19 protein-coding genes are annotated in these 15,132 nt (G+C 58.9%); 10 read left to right on the top strand and 9 right to left on the bottom strand.

All coding sequences use genetic code 11. The features are described from left to right. Positions 1-271 precede the first annotated feature (271 nt). The 4 genes from ACRC4F_RS00095 to ACRC4F_RS00080 form a co-directional block, all read right to left on the bottom strand. Positions 272-949 (bottom strand): response regulator transcription factor, encoded by a 678-nt coding sequence (locus ACRC4F_RS00095; RefSeq protein WP_059407604.1) that lies wholly within the window; start codon positions 947-949, stop codon positions 272-274. Between the two features lie 7 nt (positions 950-956). After that, positions 957-1,370: a translation initiation factor 2 gene (locus ACRC4F_RS00090; protein ID WP_438657553.1), complete on the bottom strand. Its 414-nt coding sequence runs from the start codon at positions 1,368-1,370 to the stop codon at positions 957-959. Positions 1,371-1,478: 108 nt separating this feature from the next. Further along, positions 1,479-1,778 (bottom strand): YciI family protein, encoded by a 300-nt coding sequence (locus ACRC4F_RS00085; RefSeq protein ID WP_008156126.1) that lies wholly within the window; start codon positions 1,776-1,778, stop codon positions 1,479-1,481. A 1-nt stretch (position 1,779) separates the two neighbouring features. Next, positions 1,780-2,376 (bottom strand): septation protein A, encoded by a 597-nt coding sequence (locus ACRC4F_RS00080; protein ID WP_438657552.1) that lies wholly within the window; start codon positions 2,374-2,376, stop codon positions 1,780-1,782. An 87-nt stretch (positions 2,377-2,463) separates the two neighbouring features. Here ACRC4F_RS00080 and ACRC4F_RS00075 point away from each other — a divergent pair, with 87 nt between their 5' ends. The 8 genes from ACRC4F_RS00075 (at position 2,464) to rluB (ending at position 8,823) form a co-directional block, all read left to right on the top strand. Beyond that, positions 2,464-3,327 carry a PHP domain-containing protein gene (locus ACRC4F_RS00075; protein ID WP_438657551.1) on the top strand — a complete coding sequence of 288 codons (864 nt, stop codon included), beginning with the start codon at positions 2,464-2,466 and terminating at the stop codon, positions 3,325-3,327. A gap of 13 nt (positions 3,328-3,340) precedes the next feature. Next, on the top strand, positions 3,341-3,970 hold the full coding sequence (locus ACRC4F_RS00070; protein WP_438657550.1) for an L-threonylcarbamoyladenylate synthase: 630 nt from the start codon (positions 3,341-3,343) through the stop codon (positions 3,968-3,970). Continuing rightward, complete coding sequence (locus ACRC4F_RS00065) at positions 3,971-4,792, top strand: segregation and condensation protein A (protein WP_109628539.1); 822 nt, start codon at positions 3,971-3,973, stop codon at positions 4,790-4,792. It begins immediately after the preceding gene. A gap of 11 nt (positions 4,793-4,803) precedes the next feature. Then, positions 4,804-5,784, top strand: a complete 981-nt coding sequence (gene scpB, locus ACRC4F_RS00060) for an SMC-Scp complex subunit ScpB (RefSeq protein ID WP_438657549.1) — start codon at positions 4,804-4,806, stop codon at positions 5,782-5,784. A 173-nt stretch (positions 5,785-5,957) separates the two neighbouring features. Beyond that, positions 5,958-6,263 (top strand): transposase, encoded by a 306-nt coding sequence (locus ACRC4F_RS00055; RefSeq protein WP_438657548.1) that lies wholly within the window; start codon positions 5,958-5,960, stop codon positions 6,261-6,263. Continuing rightward, a complete protein-coding gene (locus tag ACRC4F_RS00050; RefSeq protein ID WP_438657547.1) occupies positions 6,260-7,096 on the top strand; it encodes an IS3 family transposase in 837 nt (278 codons plus the stop codon). The genes ACRC4F_RS00055 and ACRC4F_RS00050 overlap by 4 nt, the downstream gene beginning before the upstream one ends. Positions 7,097-7,176: 80 nt before the next feature. Further along, entirely contained in the window at positions 7,177-7,368 is a 192-nt protein-coding gene (locus ACRC4F_RS00045) for a DUF1289 domain-containing protein (protein ID WP_438657546.1), read from the top strand. Between the two features lie 156 nt (positions 7,369-7,524). Then, positions 7,525-8,823 (top strand): 23S rRNA pseudouridine(2605) synthase RluB, encoded by a 1,299-nt coding sequence (gene rluB, locus ACRC4F_RS00040; protein WP_438657545.1) that lies wholly within the window; start codon positions 7,525-7,527, stop codon positions 8,821-8,823. Positions 8,824-9,023: 200 nt separating this feature from the next. On the opposite strand, the gene ACRC4F_RS00035 is transcribed toward rluB, so the two are convergent. Further along, positions 9,024-9,989, bottom strand: a complete 966-nt coding sequence (locus ACRC4F_RS00035) for a leucyl aminopeptidase (RefSeq protein ID WP_438657544.1) — start codon at positions 9,987-9,989, stop codon at positions 9,024-9,026. A gap of 69 nt (positions 9,990-10,058) precedes the next feature. Continuing rightward, positions 10,059-10,196, bottom strand: coding sequence for a hypothetical protein (locus ACRC4F_RS00030; protein ID WP_010461921.1), 138 nt, complete (start codon positions 10,194-10,196; stop codon positions 10,059-10,061). A gap of 930 nt (positions 10,197-11,126) precedes the next feature. Between ACRC4F_RS00030 and ACRC4F_RS00025 the strand changes: the two genes are divergently transcribed. Further along, positions 11,127-12,542, top strand: a complete 1,416-nt coding sequence (locus ACRC4F_RS00025) for an amino acid permease (protein ID WP_438657543.1) — start codon at positions 11,127-11,129, stop codon at positions 12,540-12,542. Between the two features lie 222 nt (positions 12,543-12,764). Further along, positions 12,765-13,178, top strand: a complete 414-nt coding sequence (gene arfB, locus ACRC4F_RS00020) for an alternative ribosome rescue aminoacyl-tRNA hydrolase ArfB (RefSeq protein WP_123364512.1) — start codon at positions 12,765-12,767, stop codon at positions 13,176-13,178. On the opposite strand, the gene ACRC4F_RS00015 is transcribed toward arfB, so the two are convergent. From ACRC4F_RS00015 to ACRC4F_RS00005, 3 genes are all read right to left on the bottom strand, one after another. Beyond that, complete coding sequence (locus ACRC4F_RS00015) at positions 13,175-14,374, bottom strand: MFS transporter (protein WP_438657542.1); 1,200 nt, start codon at positions 14,372-14,374, stop codon at positions 13,175-13,177. The two genes, arfB and ACRC4F_RS00015, sit on opposite strands and share 4 nt — an antisense overlap. Positions 14,375-14,475: 101 nt before the next feature. Continuing rightward, complete coding sequence (locus ACRC4F_RS00010) at positions 14,476-14,715, bottom strand: hypothetical protein (RefSeq protein ID WP_438657541.1); 240 nt, start codon at positions 14,713-14,715, stop codon at positions 14,476-14,478. Between the two features lie 37 nt (positions 14,716-14,752). Next, positions 14,753-14,884: a hypothetical protein gene (locus ACRC4F_RS00005; protein ID WP_017337149.1), complete on the bottom strand. Its 132-nt coding sequence runs from the start codon at positions 14,882-14,884 to the stop codon at positions 14,753-14,755. Between the last annotated feature and the right edge of the window lie 248 nt (positions 14,885-15,132).

Raw genomic sequence — 15,132 nt, 5'->3', positions numbered from 1 at the left:
ACGGAGATCAAGGTCAGCGGCGGTCAGCGGAGCGTAAAGCTTCGGTAAAGACGATTTCGTACCGACCTGACACTTCCACCACCTTTTGGACACACATGCCCGTTGTAGCAGCTGTCGAGCCCCAGCGAGGCTGCGTTCGGCTGCGAAGCAGTCGTGAAATCAGGCGATGCGGTTTTTCCGGTATACCGCGTTTGCAGGGTTTACGACGACTTCGTCGCCGAACGCAGCTTCGCTGGGGCTCGACAGCTGCTACAGAGGGCTGTGTCCGGGTTCAGAGGCTGTAGTAGTAGCCGCGGCTACGCAGGGCAATGATGCGCGGGCGGCCGTCGGGGTGCGGGCCGATCTTTTTGCGCAGGTTGCTGACGTGCATGTCCAGGCTGCGGTCGTACAGGGTCAGCTTGCGGCCGAGGGCGATTTGCGCCAGTTCCTGTTTGTCCAGGGGCTCGCCGGGTTGCTTGAGCAGGGCTTCAAGCAGACGGCTTTCGGAGACGGTGAGGGTGAATTCCTGTTCGTCGATGCTGACCACGCCACGCACCGGGCTGAAGCACAGGTCGCCCAGCTCGAGCTGACTGGACACCGCCGCCGGATGACTGCGGCGCAACACGGCGCGCAGACGGGCTGTCAGTTCCCGTGGGTCGCACGGCTTGGCAAGGTAATCGTCGGCGCCGAGTTCCAGGCCGAGGATACGATCCAGCGGTTCGCCACGCGCAGACAGCATCAGCACCGGCAGGTCCGGATGGTCACTGCGCAGCTGCTTGAGCAATTCCAGACCGCTGCCGTCCGGCAGCATCACGTCCAGCACCACGGCGGCGGGGGAGGTTTCGGCCAGCGCACGACGGGCACTCTGGCCATCGTGACAGGCACGGACCTGAAAGCCTTCCTGGCTCAGCCAACTGCTCAGGAGCTCGCACAGCTCCTGGTCATCATCAATTAATAACAGCTCGCTCATCACTCACTCAATTTAGCCATTGCCGACGTTTTCTGGTGGCACCGCTGGCGAAGATACCGCAGAGCAGGGCCAATAGCGCAACTCCACCACCGATTACGAACCATTGCTGCTGATCAGTCAGCAGACGTGGCAGCGGATTGCTGGCCTGGGCTTCCTTGAGTTGCAGCTTGAGGCGCTGATTCTCTTGGCGCAACCGGCTCAACTGAGCGCTTTCGCGTTCGCTGTCGGTATTTTGCAGTTGTTTGTTCAGTTCTTCTCGTTGCTGCTCGCTTGCCTTCAAGCGCTGCTGCAACTCGGTGATCTGGCTGCCGGCGCTCAGCGACAGCGGCGTCGAACTGCCGCCCTCGGCGCTTTCTTCACCGTGGGCAGGGGCCACCATCGACAACGTCACCAACATCAGACACAACGGACCTTTGCGCATCGCCACTCCTGATTCCAATACGAGTACTGGGCAGGTTGTCGGCCGCTGAACGAGAATAATGAGCGTTGAGAGCGCGATGAACCGACATGGTTCACCGCGCAAAGGAGTTTACGGCAGGACTTGCTTGAACGGCTTGACCGAAACGTTGGCGTAGACGCCGGCGGCGATGTACGGATCGGCATCGGCCCAGGCTTGGGCAGCGCTCAGGGAATCGAACTCGGCGACGATCAGGCTGCCGGTAAAACCTGCGGCGCCCGGATCATTGCTGTCGACCGCCGGGTGTGGACCGGCCAAAACGATGCGACCTTCGCCCTTGAGCACTTGCAGGCGCTCAAGGTGGGCAGGCCGTGCGGCCAGGCGGGCTTCCAGGGAATTGGCGACGTCTGTGGCAATGATTGCGTAAAGCATGTCAGTCCTCGGTTTTTGGCGTAGTGGTATCGGCGTCGTGCAGGTGGCGGGACAGGTAAATGCCCTGGGCGACCAGGAACAGCAACGTCAGGCCCAGGCTGCCGAAGACTTTGAAGTCGACCCAGTAGCTCTGGAACGTGAACGCGACGAACAGGTTGGCGGCACCGCAAAACAGGAAGAAGCCGATCCAGGCGATGTTCAGGCGCGTCCAGACCAGGTCCGGCAGGGTCAGCGCGTGGCCCATGATGCGCTTGATCAGCAGTTGGTCACCGATGAAGTGGCTACCAATGAACGCGAGGGCGAACAGCCAGTTGACCACCGGGGCTTTCCATTTCAGGAAGGTCTCGCTGTGGAACGCCAGGGTCAGGCTGCCGAAGACCAGGCAGGCGATGAGGGTCAGCCACTGGCTCTTCTCCAGCTTGCGCTGCTTGAAGAACAGCGCACCGTACACCACCAGGGAGCTGATGATCAGCATCGCGGTGGCGCTGTAAATACCGCCTACAGTCAGTTGATGACCGCCGATGTCGACGACCCGTGGATCGATTTTGAAAACGATGAAAAACAGCAGGAGCGGGATGAAATCGATGAATTGTTTCACAGTGGCAGCCAGAAGCAGGATGTGGCGGCATAATAACAAACATATGGGCGCGCGATAGCGCCAGCTGATTTGAGGTAACACATCCCCGTGAATGTCGATTTGCACTGCCATAGCACCGCCTCCGATGGCGCTCTCGCGCCTGCTGTCCTGGTGGCGCGTGCGTTCGAGAAAGGCGTGCGAGTCCTGGCCCTGACCGATCACGACACCCTTGAAGGCCTCGACGAGGCCCGCAGCGCGGCCACGGCGCTGGGGATGCAATTGGTCAATGGCGTCGAATTGTCCTGTACCTGGGGCGGGGCGACCATTCACGTGCTCGGCTACGGATTTGATGTCAATGCCATACCGTTGGTCGAGGCGATTGCCAAATTGCACGATGGCCGCTGGTTAAGGTCCGAAGAAATAAGTCGCAAGCTGGCGTTGAAGGGCATGCCCGGCGCACTGGAAGGTGCACGGGCCATCCAGCAGGAACTGGGCGACAGCGGCAATGCACCGGCCCGTCCGCACTTCGCTGACTGGATGGTGCGTGAAGGTTTCGTCAAGGATCGCGCCGAAGCGTTCCGCAAATGGCTGGGCGCCGGCAAACTGGGCGACGTCAAGCAGCACTGGCCGACCCTGGAAGACACGGTCGAGACCCTGCGGGCCGCGAAGGCCTGGGTCAGCCTGGCGCATCCGTGGCACTACGATTTCACTCGCAGCAAGCGTCGCCGCCTGATTTCTGACTATATTCAAGCCGGGGGCCACGCAATTGAAGTGGTCAATGGCCATCAGCCCGCCGAGCAAGTGGGCAGCCTGGCGATTCTGGCCCGCGAGTTCGGTCTGCTGGTCAGCGCCGGCAGTGATTTTCATGGCCCTGGAGGCTGGTCCGAGATCGGCGAATACCGTCCGCTCCCGGAGGATCTGCCACCACTGTGGTGTCGATTCAAACATGACCCAATTATTGCCGCCGTCTGAACAGGTAGAGAATGTGAGTCAATTTTTCCAGATTCATCCGGAAAACCCGCAAGCGCGCCTGATCAAACAGGCTGTCGAGATCATCCGCAGCGGCGGGGTGGTGATTTATCCCACAGACTCTTCCTACGCCATTGGTTGCCAGATCGGTGACAAGGTTGCCGTGGAGCGCGTACGCCGTTTGCGCGGGCTGGATGACAAGCACAACTTTGCACTGATCTGCAGCGACTTGTCGCAACTGGGCCTGTTCGCCAAGATCGACACCGGCACCTTCCGCCTGCTCAAGGCGCACCTGCCGGGGCCTTACACCTTCATTCTCAACGCCACCCGCGAAGTCCCGCGGCTTTTGTTGCACCCGAAAAAACGCACCATCGGCCTGCGGGTGCCGAGCCATCCGATTGCCCTGGCGCTGCTGGAAGAACTCGGCGAGCCATTGATGAGCGTGACCCTGATCATGCCCGGCGACACCGACCCGATGAGCGATCCCTACGAAATGCGTCAGTTGCTTGAGCATCAGGTCGACCTGATCATCGATGGCGGTTTCGGCGGGATCAAGGCGTCCACCGTGATCAACCTCGCCGACGGCGAACCGGAAGTGATCCGCGTCGGTTGCGGCGACCCGACGCCGTTCATGGCCGAGGCGTAGATGTCTGCCGTGGAACCCGTTGTCGACAGTCAGGCCGGCGCGCAGCAAGAGCTGCCCTTCGCCATGGTCTATGGCCAGGCGGTCATGGAAATGCCGCTGGACCTGTACATTCCGCCGGACGCGCTCGAGGTTTTCCTTGAAGCGTTCGAAGGCCCGCTCGACCTGCTCCTGTATCTGATCCGCAAACAGAACATCAACATTCTCGACATTCCCGTGGCGGAAATCACCCGTCAGTACATGGGTTATGTCGAGTTGATGCAGTCGGTGCGCCTGGAACTGGCCGCCGAGTACCTGGTGATGGCCGCGATGCTGGCCGAGATCAAGTCGCGGATGCTGTTGCCGCGTGCCGAAACCATCGAAGACGAAGAAGACGACCCACGCGCCGAACTGATCCGTCGCTTGCAGGAATACGAGCGCTTCAAGGCGGCGGCGGAAGGCATCGATGGCCTGAGTCGCGTCGGCCGTGACGTGGTGGTGCCCAAGCTCGACGCCCCGGAAGCCCGGGCGCGCAAGCTGTTGCCGGACGTGCGTTTGTCAGAGCTGCTGCTGTCCATGGCCGAGGTCCTGCGCCGTGGCGACATGTTCGAAAGCCACCAGGTCAGCCGCGAGGCGCTGTCCACCCGCGAACGCATGAGCGATGTGCTGGACCGGCTCAAGGGCGGCGGTTTCGTGCCCTTTGTCGAGCTGTTCACCGCAGAAGAAGGACGTCTGGGGGTAGTGGTGACCTTTATGGCGATCCTCGAACTGGTCAAGGAATCTTTGGTCGAGCTGGTGCAGAATGAGCCGTTCGCGGCGATCCACGTGCGAGCCCGAGCCGAATAACGAGTTGAATCATGAACCTGACTGAACCCCGCGAGCTGGCGCCACTGCTTGAAGCCTTTCTGTTGGCCTCGGGAAAACCGCAATCCCTTGAACGCTTGTTCGAACTCTTCGAAGAAGGTGAGCGGCCGGAACCGCCGGTCTTCAAGAAAGCCCTGACGATTCTCGCCAAATCCTGCGACGGTCGCGCCTTCGAGCTGAAGGAAGTGGCCTCCGGGTATCGCCTGCAGATCCGCGAAAAGTTCTCGCCGTGGGTGGGAAGATTGTGGGAAGAACGCCCGCAGCGTTATTCCCGCGCCATGCTCGAAACCATCGCGTTGATCGCCTATCGTCAACCGATCACCCGGGGCGAGATCGAAGACGTGCGGGGCGTGGCGGTCAACAGTCACATCGTCAAGACCCTGCTGGAACGCGAGTGGATCCGCATCGTCGGCTACCGCGACGTGCCCGGCAAACCGGCGATGTTCGCCACCACCAAGGCGTTCCTCGATCACTTCAACCTGAAGAACCTCGACGATTTGCCGCCGCTGGCTGAGTTGCGAGAGCTGGAGCCTGATCCGGTACTCGATTTCGACGACGCTCCAGTGCCGGCGGGCTTGCAGGAACTGGCGGACGCCAGTGCCGAGCCGGAGGAGGAGAAGGAAGAAACCAGTTTCCACACGTTGTTGCTCGAACTGGACACGATGGAGGAGGGGATCAAGACCGACTTTGACGATCTGTTGCGCGATGGCGAGGTGACTGAGACCGAAGAGATTCAAGATCAGCCCGAGATCGAAGTTGAACTTCAGGTTGAGCCAGAAGCCACAGTCGAAGAAGAGCAGGAAGAAGAGCAGGAAGATGATGTGCTTGGCGTTGCCGAAGCACGCGAAAAACTCCTCGCCGCTGTCGCCGCCCTTGAACAGCACAAACCCGAGCCCGAATTGACCGACGAAGAAGCCGAAGCCCGGGCTTTGGCTGAAGCCATCGAAGCCGAGCGCCGCGAATTCGACGACTGACCCAAATCCCGTAGGCAAAGAAGGCCCCCCTGTGGGAGCTAGCCTGCTAGCGATGAGGGAGTGTCAGGCAACCATGATGTCGACTGAAACTCCCCCATCGCTAGCAGGCTGAACTGGCCTAATAATTCCGGACACCTCTTAAGGGCGATATGATTTCGCCAATTGGAGGTTCTATGAACGAAAGAAAGGTCTATTCCCGCGAGTTCAAGCTGCACGCTGCCAGCATGGTGCTTGATGATAACTGCCCGGTTCCAGAGGTTTGTGCGTCGCTGGATATCGGACCTACCGCTTTGCGGCGCTGGGTCGATCAGGTTCGCAAGGAGCGCGAGGGACAGCCAGTCAAAGGTACCAAGGCGATAACCGAAGATCAGCGCGAAATCCAGGAGCTAAAGGCCAAGATCAAACGCATGGAAATGGAGGCCGAGATCTTAAAAAAGGCTACCGCTCTCTTGATGTCGGATCCCGATCGTTTTCGATGATCGCAGAGCTAAGAGAGTCGTTCCCGACTGCCATCGTGTGCCGCGTTTTCGATGTGAAGCGCAGCAGCTTTTATGAGTGGATTCAGCGGCAGACCCAGCCACGGATCGAACGAGAAGAACTCAAAAAGAAAGTGGTGCAGTTGCACCACGAAAGCCGGGAAGCCATGGGGTCCAGAACGATCAGCAAGCATCTGCAGGCCGAAAACATAGCTGTTGGAAGAGCTCTTGCCAGAGCATTGATGAGGGAGGCCAACATTGTCAGCAAACAACGCCAGCCGCATCCATTCAGATCCAAAGGCGTTGAAGCTTTTGTCGCGCCCAATCTGCTCAAGCGCAATTTCAAGCCGACCGCGGTGAATCAAGTCTGGTGTGGCGACGTTACAAGTTTGATGGTGGACAAACGCTGGGTTCATCTGGCCATCGTGATTGACTTGTACGCTCGACGGGTCGTTGGTTGGGCGTTTTCTCTGGTTAATGATGCCAATCTGGTCAGCAAGGCTCTGCGCATGGCAACAGAGGTTCGAAACTGCACTTCTGGACTGATGTTTCACTCCGATCAGGGCTGCCAATACACCAGTCGCAAGTTTCAAGCAGAGCTGGCGAGCCATGGAATTCTGCAAAGCATGAGTCATCGCGGGCAATGCTGGGACAACGCGCCCACGGAACGTTTTTTTGGGACACTGAAGTCAGAATGGGTGCCTGGAGTCGGTTACAGCACGATCAAGGAAGCGCAAACCGATATGCTGCGCTTCTTCATGTATTACAACCGTACCAGGCTCCACAGCTACAACAACTATCTGTCGCCAATAGCCATGGAGCAAAAAGCGGCATAAAACACCGTAACCGGTGTCCGGGATTACTTGACCAGATCAGGCTAGCTCCCACAGGGGTTTTGTGTTGACTGGAGTATTTGATGAGTTCTACCAAAGACCCGTGCATCAGCGTCTGCAAATTCGCCGATGACATCTGCCTCGGCTGTGGCCGCAGCAAGCGCGAGATCAAGGCCTGGAAGAAACTCGACAAGGCCGACAAGCGCACGGTGCTCGCGGAGTCAGCGCTCAGGTTGATCAAACTCGGCGGTGCCGTTCGGCGTAAAAGCAAATAAGCAGGCAATCATCAGCTAGTCTCTGATGCGCAAACGCTCCCATGAGCGTATGATTCGCGACCCTTCGGCGATCCCCTCGCCAAGTGATTAGATTTACATCGCTTCAGGACGCTCAATTCAGGGCCGCCTGAACAGACCACACCGGGAGGTGCCCAGATGAGTATCAACGACCAGAAAGACGACCAGGAAATCGGCCCAGCAGGCGAAAAACTGCAGAAAGTCCTCGCCCGTATCGGCGTCGGCTCGCGCCGTGACGTGGAAGCCTGGATCAGCCACGGCCGCATCAAGGTCAATGGCAAAGACGCCACCCTCGGGCAGCGCGTCGACATGCACGACGCCATCACCATTGATGGCAAGGTGATCAAGCGCGAAGAAGCCGCCGAGTCGGTACGCCGCGTGATCATGTACAACAAGCCCGACGGCGAAATCTGCACCCGCCTTGATCCGGAAGGCCGTCCGACCGTTTTCGACAAGATGCCGAAACCAAAAGAAGGTCGCTGGATCAACATCGGTCGTCTGGACATCAACACCACCGGCCTGCTGATGTTCACCACCGACGGTGAGCTGGCCAACCGTCTGATGCACCCTTCCTACGAAATGGACCGTGAATACGCGGTACGTGTGCGTGGCGAAGTCGATGACGAGATGATCGAGCGTCTGAAAGCAGGCGTCGTCCTCGAAGACGGCCCGGCCAAGTTCACCGACATCAAGCAAGCACCGGGTGGCGAAGGTTTCAACCACTGGTATCACTGCGTGGTGATGGAAGGTCGCAACCGCGAAGTTCGTCGTCTGTGGGAATCCCAGGGCCTGGTGGTCAGCCGTCTGAAGCGCGTGCGTTTCGGTCCGGTGTTCCTCAACTCCGACCTGCCAATGGGTCGCTGGCGCGAAATGAGCCAGTACGAAGTCGACATTCTCAGTGCTGAAGTCGGCCTGACGCCTGTGGCCATGCCGCAGATGAACGCCAAGAGCAAAGACAAGCTCGACCGCATGCAGCGTAAATCGTCGCGTCCGATGGGCAAGACCGAGCGGGTGCGTTCGTTGCGTCCAGCCATCGGCAACCAGACCGCTGCTACGCCGCGTGACTCCCGTGTACCGCAAATCGAAGGCGAGCGTCCAGCCCGCAAACCAGCAGCGCCACGCGCTGATGGCGAGCGCGGTCCACGCACGCCACGTCCGGCCAACGGTCGTACTGAGCGTGGCGAAGGCCGCGGTGCGCCAAGCGGCGGTCGTAGCGATCGCGGTGCTCCAGCCGGTCGTGGCGAGTCTCGTGGTGAGTCGGGTCGCGGTACGCCAGTGGCAGACCGTCCTTCCGACACCAAGCGCCCGGCCAAGGCACCGGCAAAGAAACGTCCAGGCATCGTTCTGGTCGACAAGGATGCACCGTCGGGCAAACGCCGTGGTGCGCCAGCCGGTTCGGGCCAGCGCCCGGGCTTCGGTCGTCGCAAGCCTGAGTAATCGGTAAGCGCTGCATAAAAAAACGCCAACCTCAGGGTTGGCGTTTTTTTTGTCTGGCTTTAAGTAAAGTGTTGACTGTTCAGGCGTCATCGCGAGCAGGCTCGCTCCCACAGGTGACCGAGGTGCGGCATAGGAATGCGGTCCACTGTGGGAGCGAGCCTGCTCGCGATGACGCCAGTAGCAGCACCGCTATTCACCAGCTAAAAGACAAACCGCCCATCAAACACCGGCTCATCATCCAGCGCCAAAACCCCGCCGGAGAAGATCAGGTCCAGATGATGGCTGCCCTTGGCCCCACCGCCCAAGCCCAGATGCAGCCCGCAATGGCGCTCCTCAAACCCGGCATTGCGCGCATACAGCGCCTTCACGCCTTCGTTGGTGCCAATCCCCAACTCCTCAATGCGCCGGTTCGACGGATTGGCGTCCAGGTACTTGTTGAAGTCATGTTCCAACCCCGGCACCTCCGTGGCGATCTTGCGGATGGTCGAGTTCTCGATCCACAACTCCAATGGCGAATTCAGCACCCCGTACTTGCGGGCAAACGGAATGGTGCTGAGAAACGTCCCCATGAACTTCACCTGGCCGTTAATTGCTTCGCTGTGTGTCGCAATTTCACCGGGCGCCAAGTCAAAGTTGCCGACTCCATTGATATCGGTCCACTTCTTGATGCTGTGCATCGGCGTTTCAAACCACGAGCCGTGGTCATCTTTGAAGCTTAACGTCGTCGCGTGAGACATGCGCTGGATCAAGTGGCTGTTCAGCCCCGCTATACGCTGCGGAGTGACACTGAAGGTGTCGTAGAAGTAATCGCCGTAATCCTTGAACAGCAACGACTTCTTCCAGTTCTCGGCCATCACGCCTTGCAGCGCACGGACAAACTCCGGGCCGTCGGGGCGAGGATTGGGCAGGGTGGAAGAGTCGTAGAAGAAAATGTACAGATCGCTGTCGGCAATCGCCTGGGCCAGCGTTTCGGTGGGTTCGAGGTCCAGGCGCATGGCGCTGAATCGGAACGGCTGGCTGTCACCGGCCTGTTCGGCGATGGCGCCGGTCAGTGCCTCGTAATCAGCGGTGTGGCCGAGCAAGACCTTCGCCGGGTTGATGCCGGCAAGGGCAGGGTGGTGTTCGAGGTAGTAAAGGAAATGCGAAATGGCGCGTTGCTTATCCATGTAGTCCTCCCTGACAAACCGAGAAAAAGTGGCAGGCACAACCGGCCGGATCATGCCTGCCGAGGTGCCTTACAACGGCCACATCGCCGTGCCGAACGGAACGACCGCATCGGCTTGCATCATTTCAACGGCGGCTTCATGGGTCGGTGCTTCAAACCAATCGTCCAGTTGCAGTTCAGTTTCCAAGTCTTTTTCAAGTGCTTGCATTGTGAATCTCCTAGATGACTTTTTCGGTAAGTGCAGCGGCGCGTTTTTCAGTCATTGAATAACCCGCCAACTTGCCGGTCGATGCGTCTCGGCAGTCGCTGAAAACCTAGTCCAGAGGTTTTTAAATTGCAAAAAAATAATCAAATTAGATTTATTTGAACTTTTTATTCTGTTTTTTAATGAAAGATTTATCGATAAAAAACAGAAAACTAACTCGACCTTTTCCTTAGGAAACTTCCTGCCGTCAATTTGCAGTCGTCCTACGGATTGATCTGATTTGGAAAATATGCGTTACAGCTTGTAAAGAAACGCTGACGGAATCGCGCCGCAAGTCCCTTAGATTGACGCTTGCGGAAGGAGTGTAAGGAAAACCTGCCGAAAATACGCGGGTCAGCGATCCTGCAAGGCTCTGGCCCGCTTGTTTCAGCGGCGCTGGAAGGGTGAGATGCGCCCCATGCCTGTCGTGCAGGTGCATAACAAGAAGGAGGCGCAATGTACGCCGTGACTCATCTCCACTTCTCCCCGGAGGGCGTCTTTTCCGTCGCCCCCACCGAAGACCCGCAAAGGTCTGACCCTATTTTTGCAGCCGCCCCAGAGCCTCGGGGCGGACACAGGCAATCCCGGCAAACGACGCGCTGATCCAGCGGTGTCTGGCAGCAGGGGGTTACAGGTGTACAATGCGCCGCGTTTTAACTGTGACCTCCTGCGCATCTGCGCAAACCTCAAGGCTATCCGCCTTGTTCACTCCGCCGCGCCACAAGCGTGTCGGGTTCGATTTCGTCACAGATAAAAACAAACAGGTGACGCATGACCGTTGTAAAAACGCTGAACTCCTTTTGCCTTCTCTGGGGTTTGATCGACGCTGCTTGAAATCGCAACCGAGCAGCATCGTCTAACGAACATCATCAAACCTTGCGTGAGACCCTTTTCATGAGTGGACAAAACTCGCATTCAGGCGAGCTGAAACGCGGCCTGAAAAATCGCCATATTCAACTGATCGCCCTCGGTGGCGCGATCGGTACCGGGCTGTTCCTGGGCTCGGCCGGCGTACTGAAATCTGCCGGCCCGTCGATGATCCTCGGCTATGCCATCTGTGGCTTCATTGCTTTCATGATCATGCGCCAGCTCGGCGAAATGATTGTCGAAGAACCCGTTGCCGGTTCCTTCAGCCACTTCGCCCACAAATACTGGGGTGGTTTCGCCGGTTTCCTGTCGGGCTGGAACTGCTGGATTCTGTACATTCTGGTGGGCATGTCGGAGCTGACCGCGGTCGGCAAATACATCCACTACTGGGCGCCCCACATTCCGACCTGGGTCTCGGCCGCCGGCTTCTTCGTTCTGATCAACCTGATCAACCTGGCCAACGTCAAAGTCTTTGGCGAAGCCGAGTTCTGGTTCGCGATCATCAAGGTCGTGGCGATCGTCGGCATGATCGCGCTCGGCAGCTACCTGCTGGTCAGCGGTCATGGCGGCCCGCAAGCCTCGGTGACCAACCTGTGGGCCCATGGCGGCTTCTTCCCGAATGGTGTCAGCGGTCTGGTGATGGCCATGGCGATCATCATGTTCTCCTTCGGCGGTCTGGAAATGCTCGGTTTCACCGCAGCAGAAGCCGACAAGCCGAAAACCGTGATCCCGAAAGCCATCAACCAGGTGATCTACCGGATCCTGATTTTCTACATCGGTGCACTGGTCATCCTGTTGTCGCTGACACCGTGGGACAGCCTGCTGGCGACCCTGAACGCGTCGGGTGATTCCTATAGCGGCAGCCCGTTCGTGCAAGTGTTCTCGATGCTTGGCAGCGACACCGCGGCGCACATCCTCAACTTCGTGGTCCTGACCGCGGCGCTGTCGGTGTACAACAGCGGCACCTACTGCAACAGCCGCATGTTGCTGGGTATGGCCGAGCAGGGCGATGCGCCGAAAGCTCTGGCGAAGATCGACAAGCGCGGCGTGCCGGTGCGCTCGATCCTCGCTTCGGCGGCGGTGACGTTGATCGCGGTGTTGCTGAACTACCTGATCCCGCAGAATGCGCTGGAACTGCTGATGTCGCTGGTGGTGGCTACCCTGGTGATCAACTGGGCGATGATCAGCTTCTCGCACTTCAAGTTCCGCCAGCACATGGACAAGACAAAACAAACGCCGCTGTTCAAGGCCCTGTGGTACCCGTACGGGAACTTCATCTGCCTGGCGTTCGTGGTGTTCATCCTCGGCGTGATGCTGTTGATCCCGGGCATCCAGATCTCGGTGTATGCGATTCCGGTGTGGGTTGCGTTCATGTGGGTGTGCTACGGCATCAAGAACAAGCGCAGTGCTCGGCATGCGTTGCAGGCGGCAAGCGCGAAGTAAGCGCAGCCTGTAGAAACAACAAACCCGGCCAATGTGCCGGGTTTTTTTGTGCGTGCCGCAAAACCCTGTGGGAGCGAGCCTGCTCGCGATGGCAATCTGTCAGCCAACATGGATGTTGAATGCAACGACGCCATCGCGAGCAGGCTCGCTCCCACAATGGTCCGCATTCCCCTACCGGCTATTCGGGTATCCTGATGAACCCCAAATGCGGACCCCTTTTCCATGCTGGTGATTTCCAACAATGTGCATCTGCCGGATGCCGAGATTGAATTGACGGCCATTCGCGCGCAAGGCGCCGGTGGGCAGAACGTCAACAAGGTCTCCAGCGCCGTGCACTTGCGCTTCGACATTCCGGCCTCGTCCTTGCCCGAGTTCTACAAGGAGCGGCTGCTGGCGCTGCGGGACAGTCGCATCACCAGCGAAGGGGTGTTGATCATCAAGGCCCAGCAATACCGCACGCAGGAAGCCAATCGCGCCGATGCGCTGGAGCGGCTGACCGAGTTGATCCTCAGCGCCACCAAGGTCGAGAAGAAACGCCGTCCGACCAAGCCGACCCTCGGCTCGAAGAAGCGTCGGCTGGAGTCCAAGACCAAGCGCGGCAGCATCAAGGCTGGACGCGGCAAGATCGATTTCTAGCGGGTGCCACGCTCTTCGCGATACTTAGGCGCCTGCCGGTACAAATAAACACTCAATGCCAAACCGCTCAATGCAGCGAGAGCGGCAAACAGAAAGATCGACGCAAAACCAAACCCGGCGGCAATCGCGCCGGCCAGCGGCCCGGTAATCCCCAGCGACAAATCGATGAACAGCGAATAAGCCCCTACCGCCGCGCCACGACTGGAGGCCGGCACCAGGTTGACCGCTTCCACGCCCAACGCCGGAAACACCAGCGAAAACCCGAAACCGCTCAATGCCGCCCCGGCCAGTGCCCAATGCGCATCCGGTGCCAGCCACAGCAGCAACAACCCAAGGGTTTCCACCGCCAGGCAGGCAATCGCCACGCGAAAGCCGCCGAGGCGGTTGATCAGGTTTCCGAACAACAGCCGCGCGCCGATGAAGCTGGCGCCGAACAAGCTCAGGCACAGCACCGCGTTGTCCCAGTGTTGCGTGGCGTAATACAACGTGATGAAGGTGGCGATGGTGCCAAATCCGATCGAGCCCAAGGCAAGGCCGCAACCATGGGGCAGCACCCGTCCCAGCACGTGCATGAACGGCAGCCGTTCACCGACCACAATCGGCGCGGCGGTTTTCGGCCAGGCCAGCGCCAGGCCGAGGACGGCCAGCAGCACGATGCTCACGCCCATGCTCCACAAGCCCAATTGACTGACCAGCAGCACACCCAACGGCGCGCCGACCGCCAGTGCGCCATAACTGGCGATGCCGTTCCAGGAGATGACCTTGGCGGTGTTCGCCGCACCGACCCGGCCGATGCCCCAACCAATCGAGCCCGAACCCACCAGGCTTTCCGCGCTGCCGAGCACCAGGCGGCCGATCAACAGGCTGATCAGGCTCAGCATCGGCAAGCTCTGGGTCCAGGCCGAAATCAGCATGAACACACCACTCAAGCCGCAACCGGCGAGGCCATACATGACGGCGAGTTTGCTGCCCTTGTTGTCGATGATTTTCCCGGCGTAGGGCCGGCTGAGCAGGGTGGCCAGGTATTGCACGCTGATCACCAGCCCGGCGATCACGGCGCCAAAGCCGAGGTCGCTGTGAACGTAGCCAGGCAATACGGCGAGGGGAATGCCGATGTTCAGATAGCCGATGAAGGTAAAGAGAACGATGGAAACGACTTGCAGCGTGACCGCCAGGGGGCGCTGGTTTTCAGACATGGGTAAAGGTCCACGGGAAAGCAGGATAGATAGGCTGCTTATGATAGCGGCGCGAACGGCAGAGGGTCGTGGAAAAAGTAAAACTATTTGCCGGGCGGGGGTTATTCAGGTTTTTGCGGGGCAACCAGTTGCGTCGTGACCAGGGCGGCCAGGGCGTTTTCTTCAGTGCCGAAACGGGCAAGCAACGCCGCTTGTTTCTCGGGAGACAGGCGATTCCAGATCTCGATCATCTTCTCGGCGGTGCCGATCAGGACGCTGGCCTGCAGCTCTTCATCAAAAGGAGGGGAGAAGTCGTCAGTCATGGTGTGGGACTCGGGGTTCAGGCGGTGTGGAAAGCGCATGTTAGCGCTTTCCACACGGTCTGGCATTGCAGGTGTTTCAGTCTTCGCTGTCGGCCTGGCGGCGTTCAGTGGCTTCTTTCGGCTCGGGCTGTTGGGCACCGGCTTGTTGCGGGGTTGTCTGCTCAGTTTCGTGCAGGCTTGGGAAGGGGAGATTAGGGATCTCGTGCATGTTTCGCGCTCCTCGCAAAGTCTGTTGATAGATCTGGTAGATCCGCGCTTTTAAAAAGCTTGGGCAGGATACAGCAGGAGAAATGACAATCAGACTTTTATATCCATTTGTTTCGACGGATGGCGTTGTCTAGACAGGTCATGGAGAGCGCGACATAAAACAAATGTGGGAGCGAGCCTGCTCGCGATAGCGGTGTGTCAGTCAACAGATGTATTGACTGACTTTCCGCCATCGCGAGCAGGCTCGCT

The organism is Pseudomonas sp. (assembly GCF_051660785.1).
GTDB lineage: Bacteria > Pseudomonadota > Gammaproteobacteria > Pseudomonadales > Pseudomonadaceae > Aquipseudomonas.
This window is presented reverse-complemented; position numbering and strand designations above follow the sequence as displayed.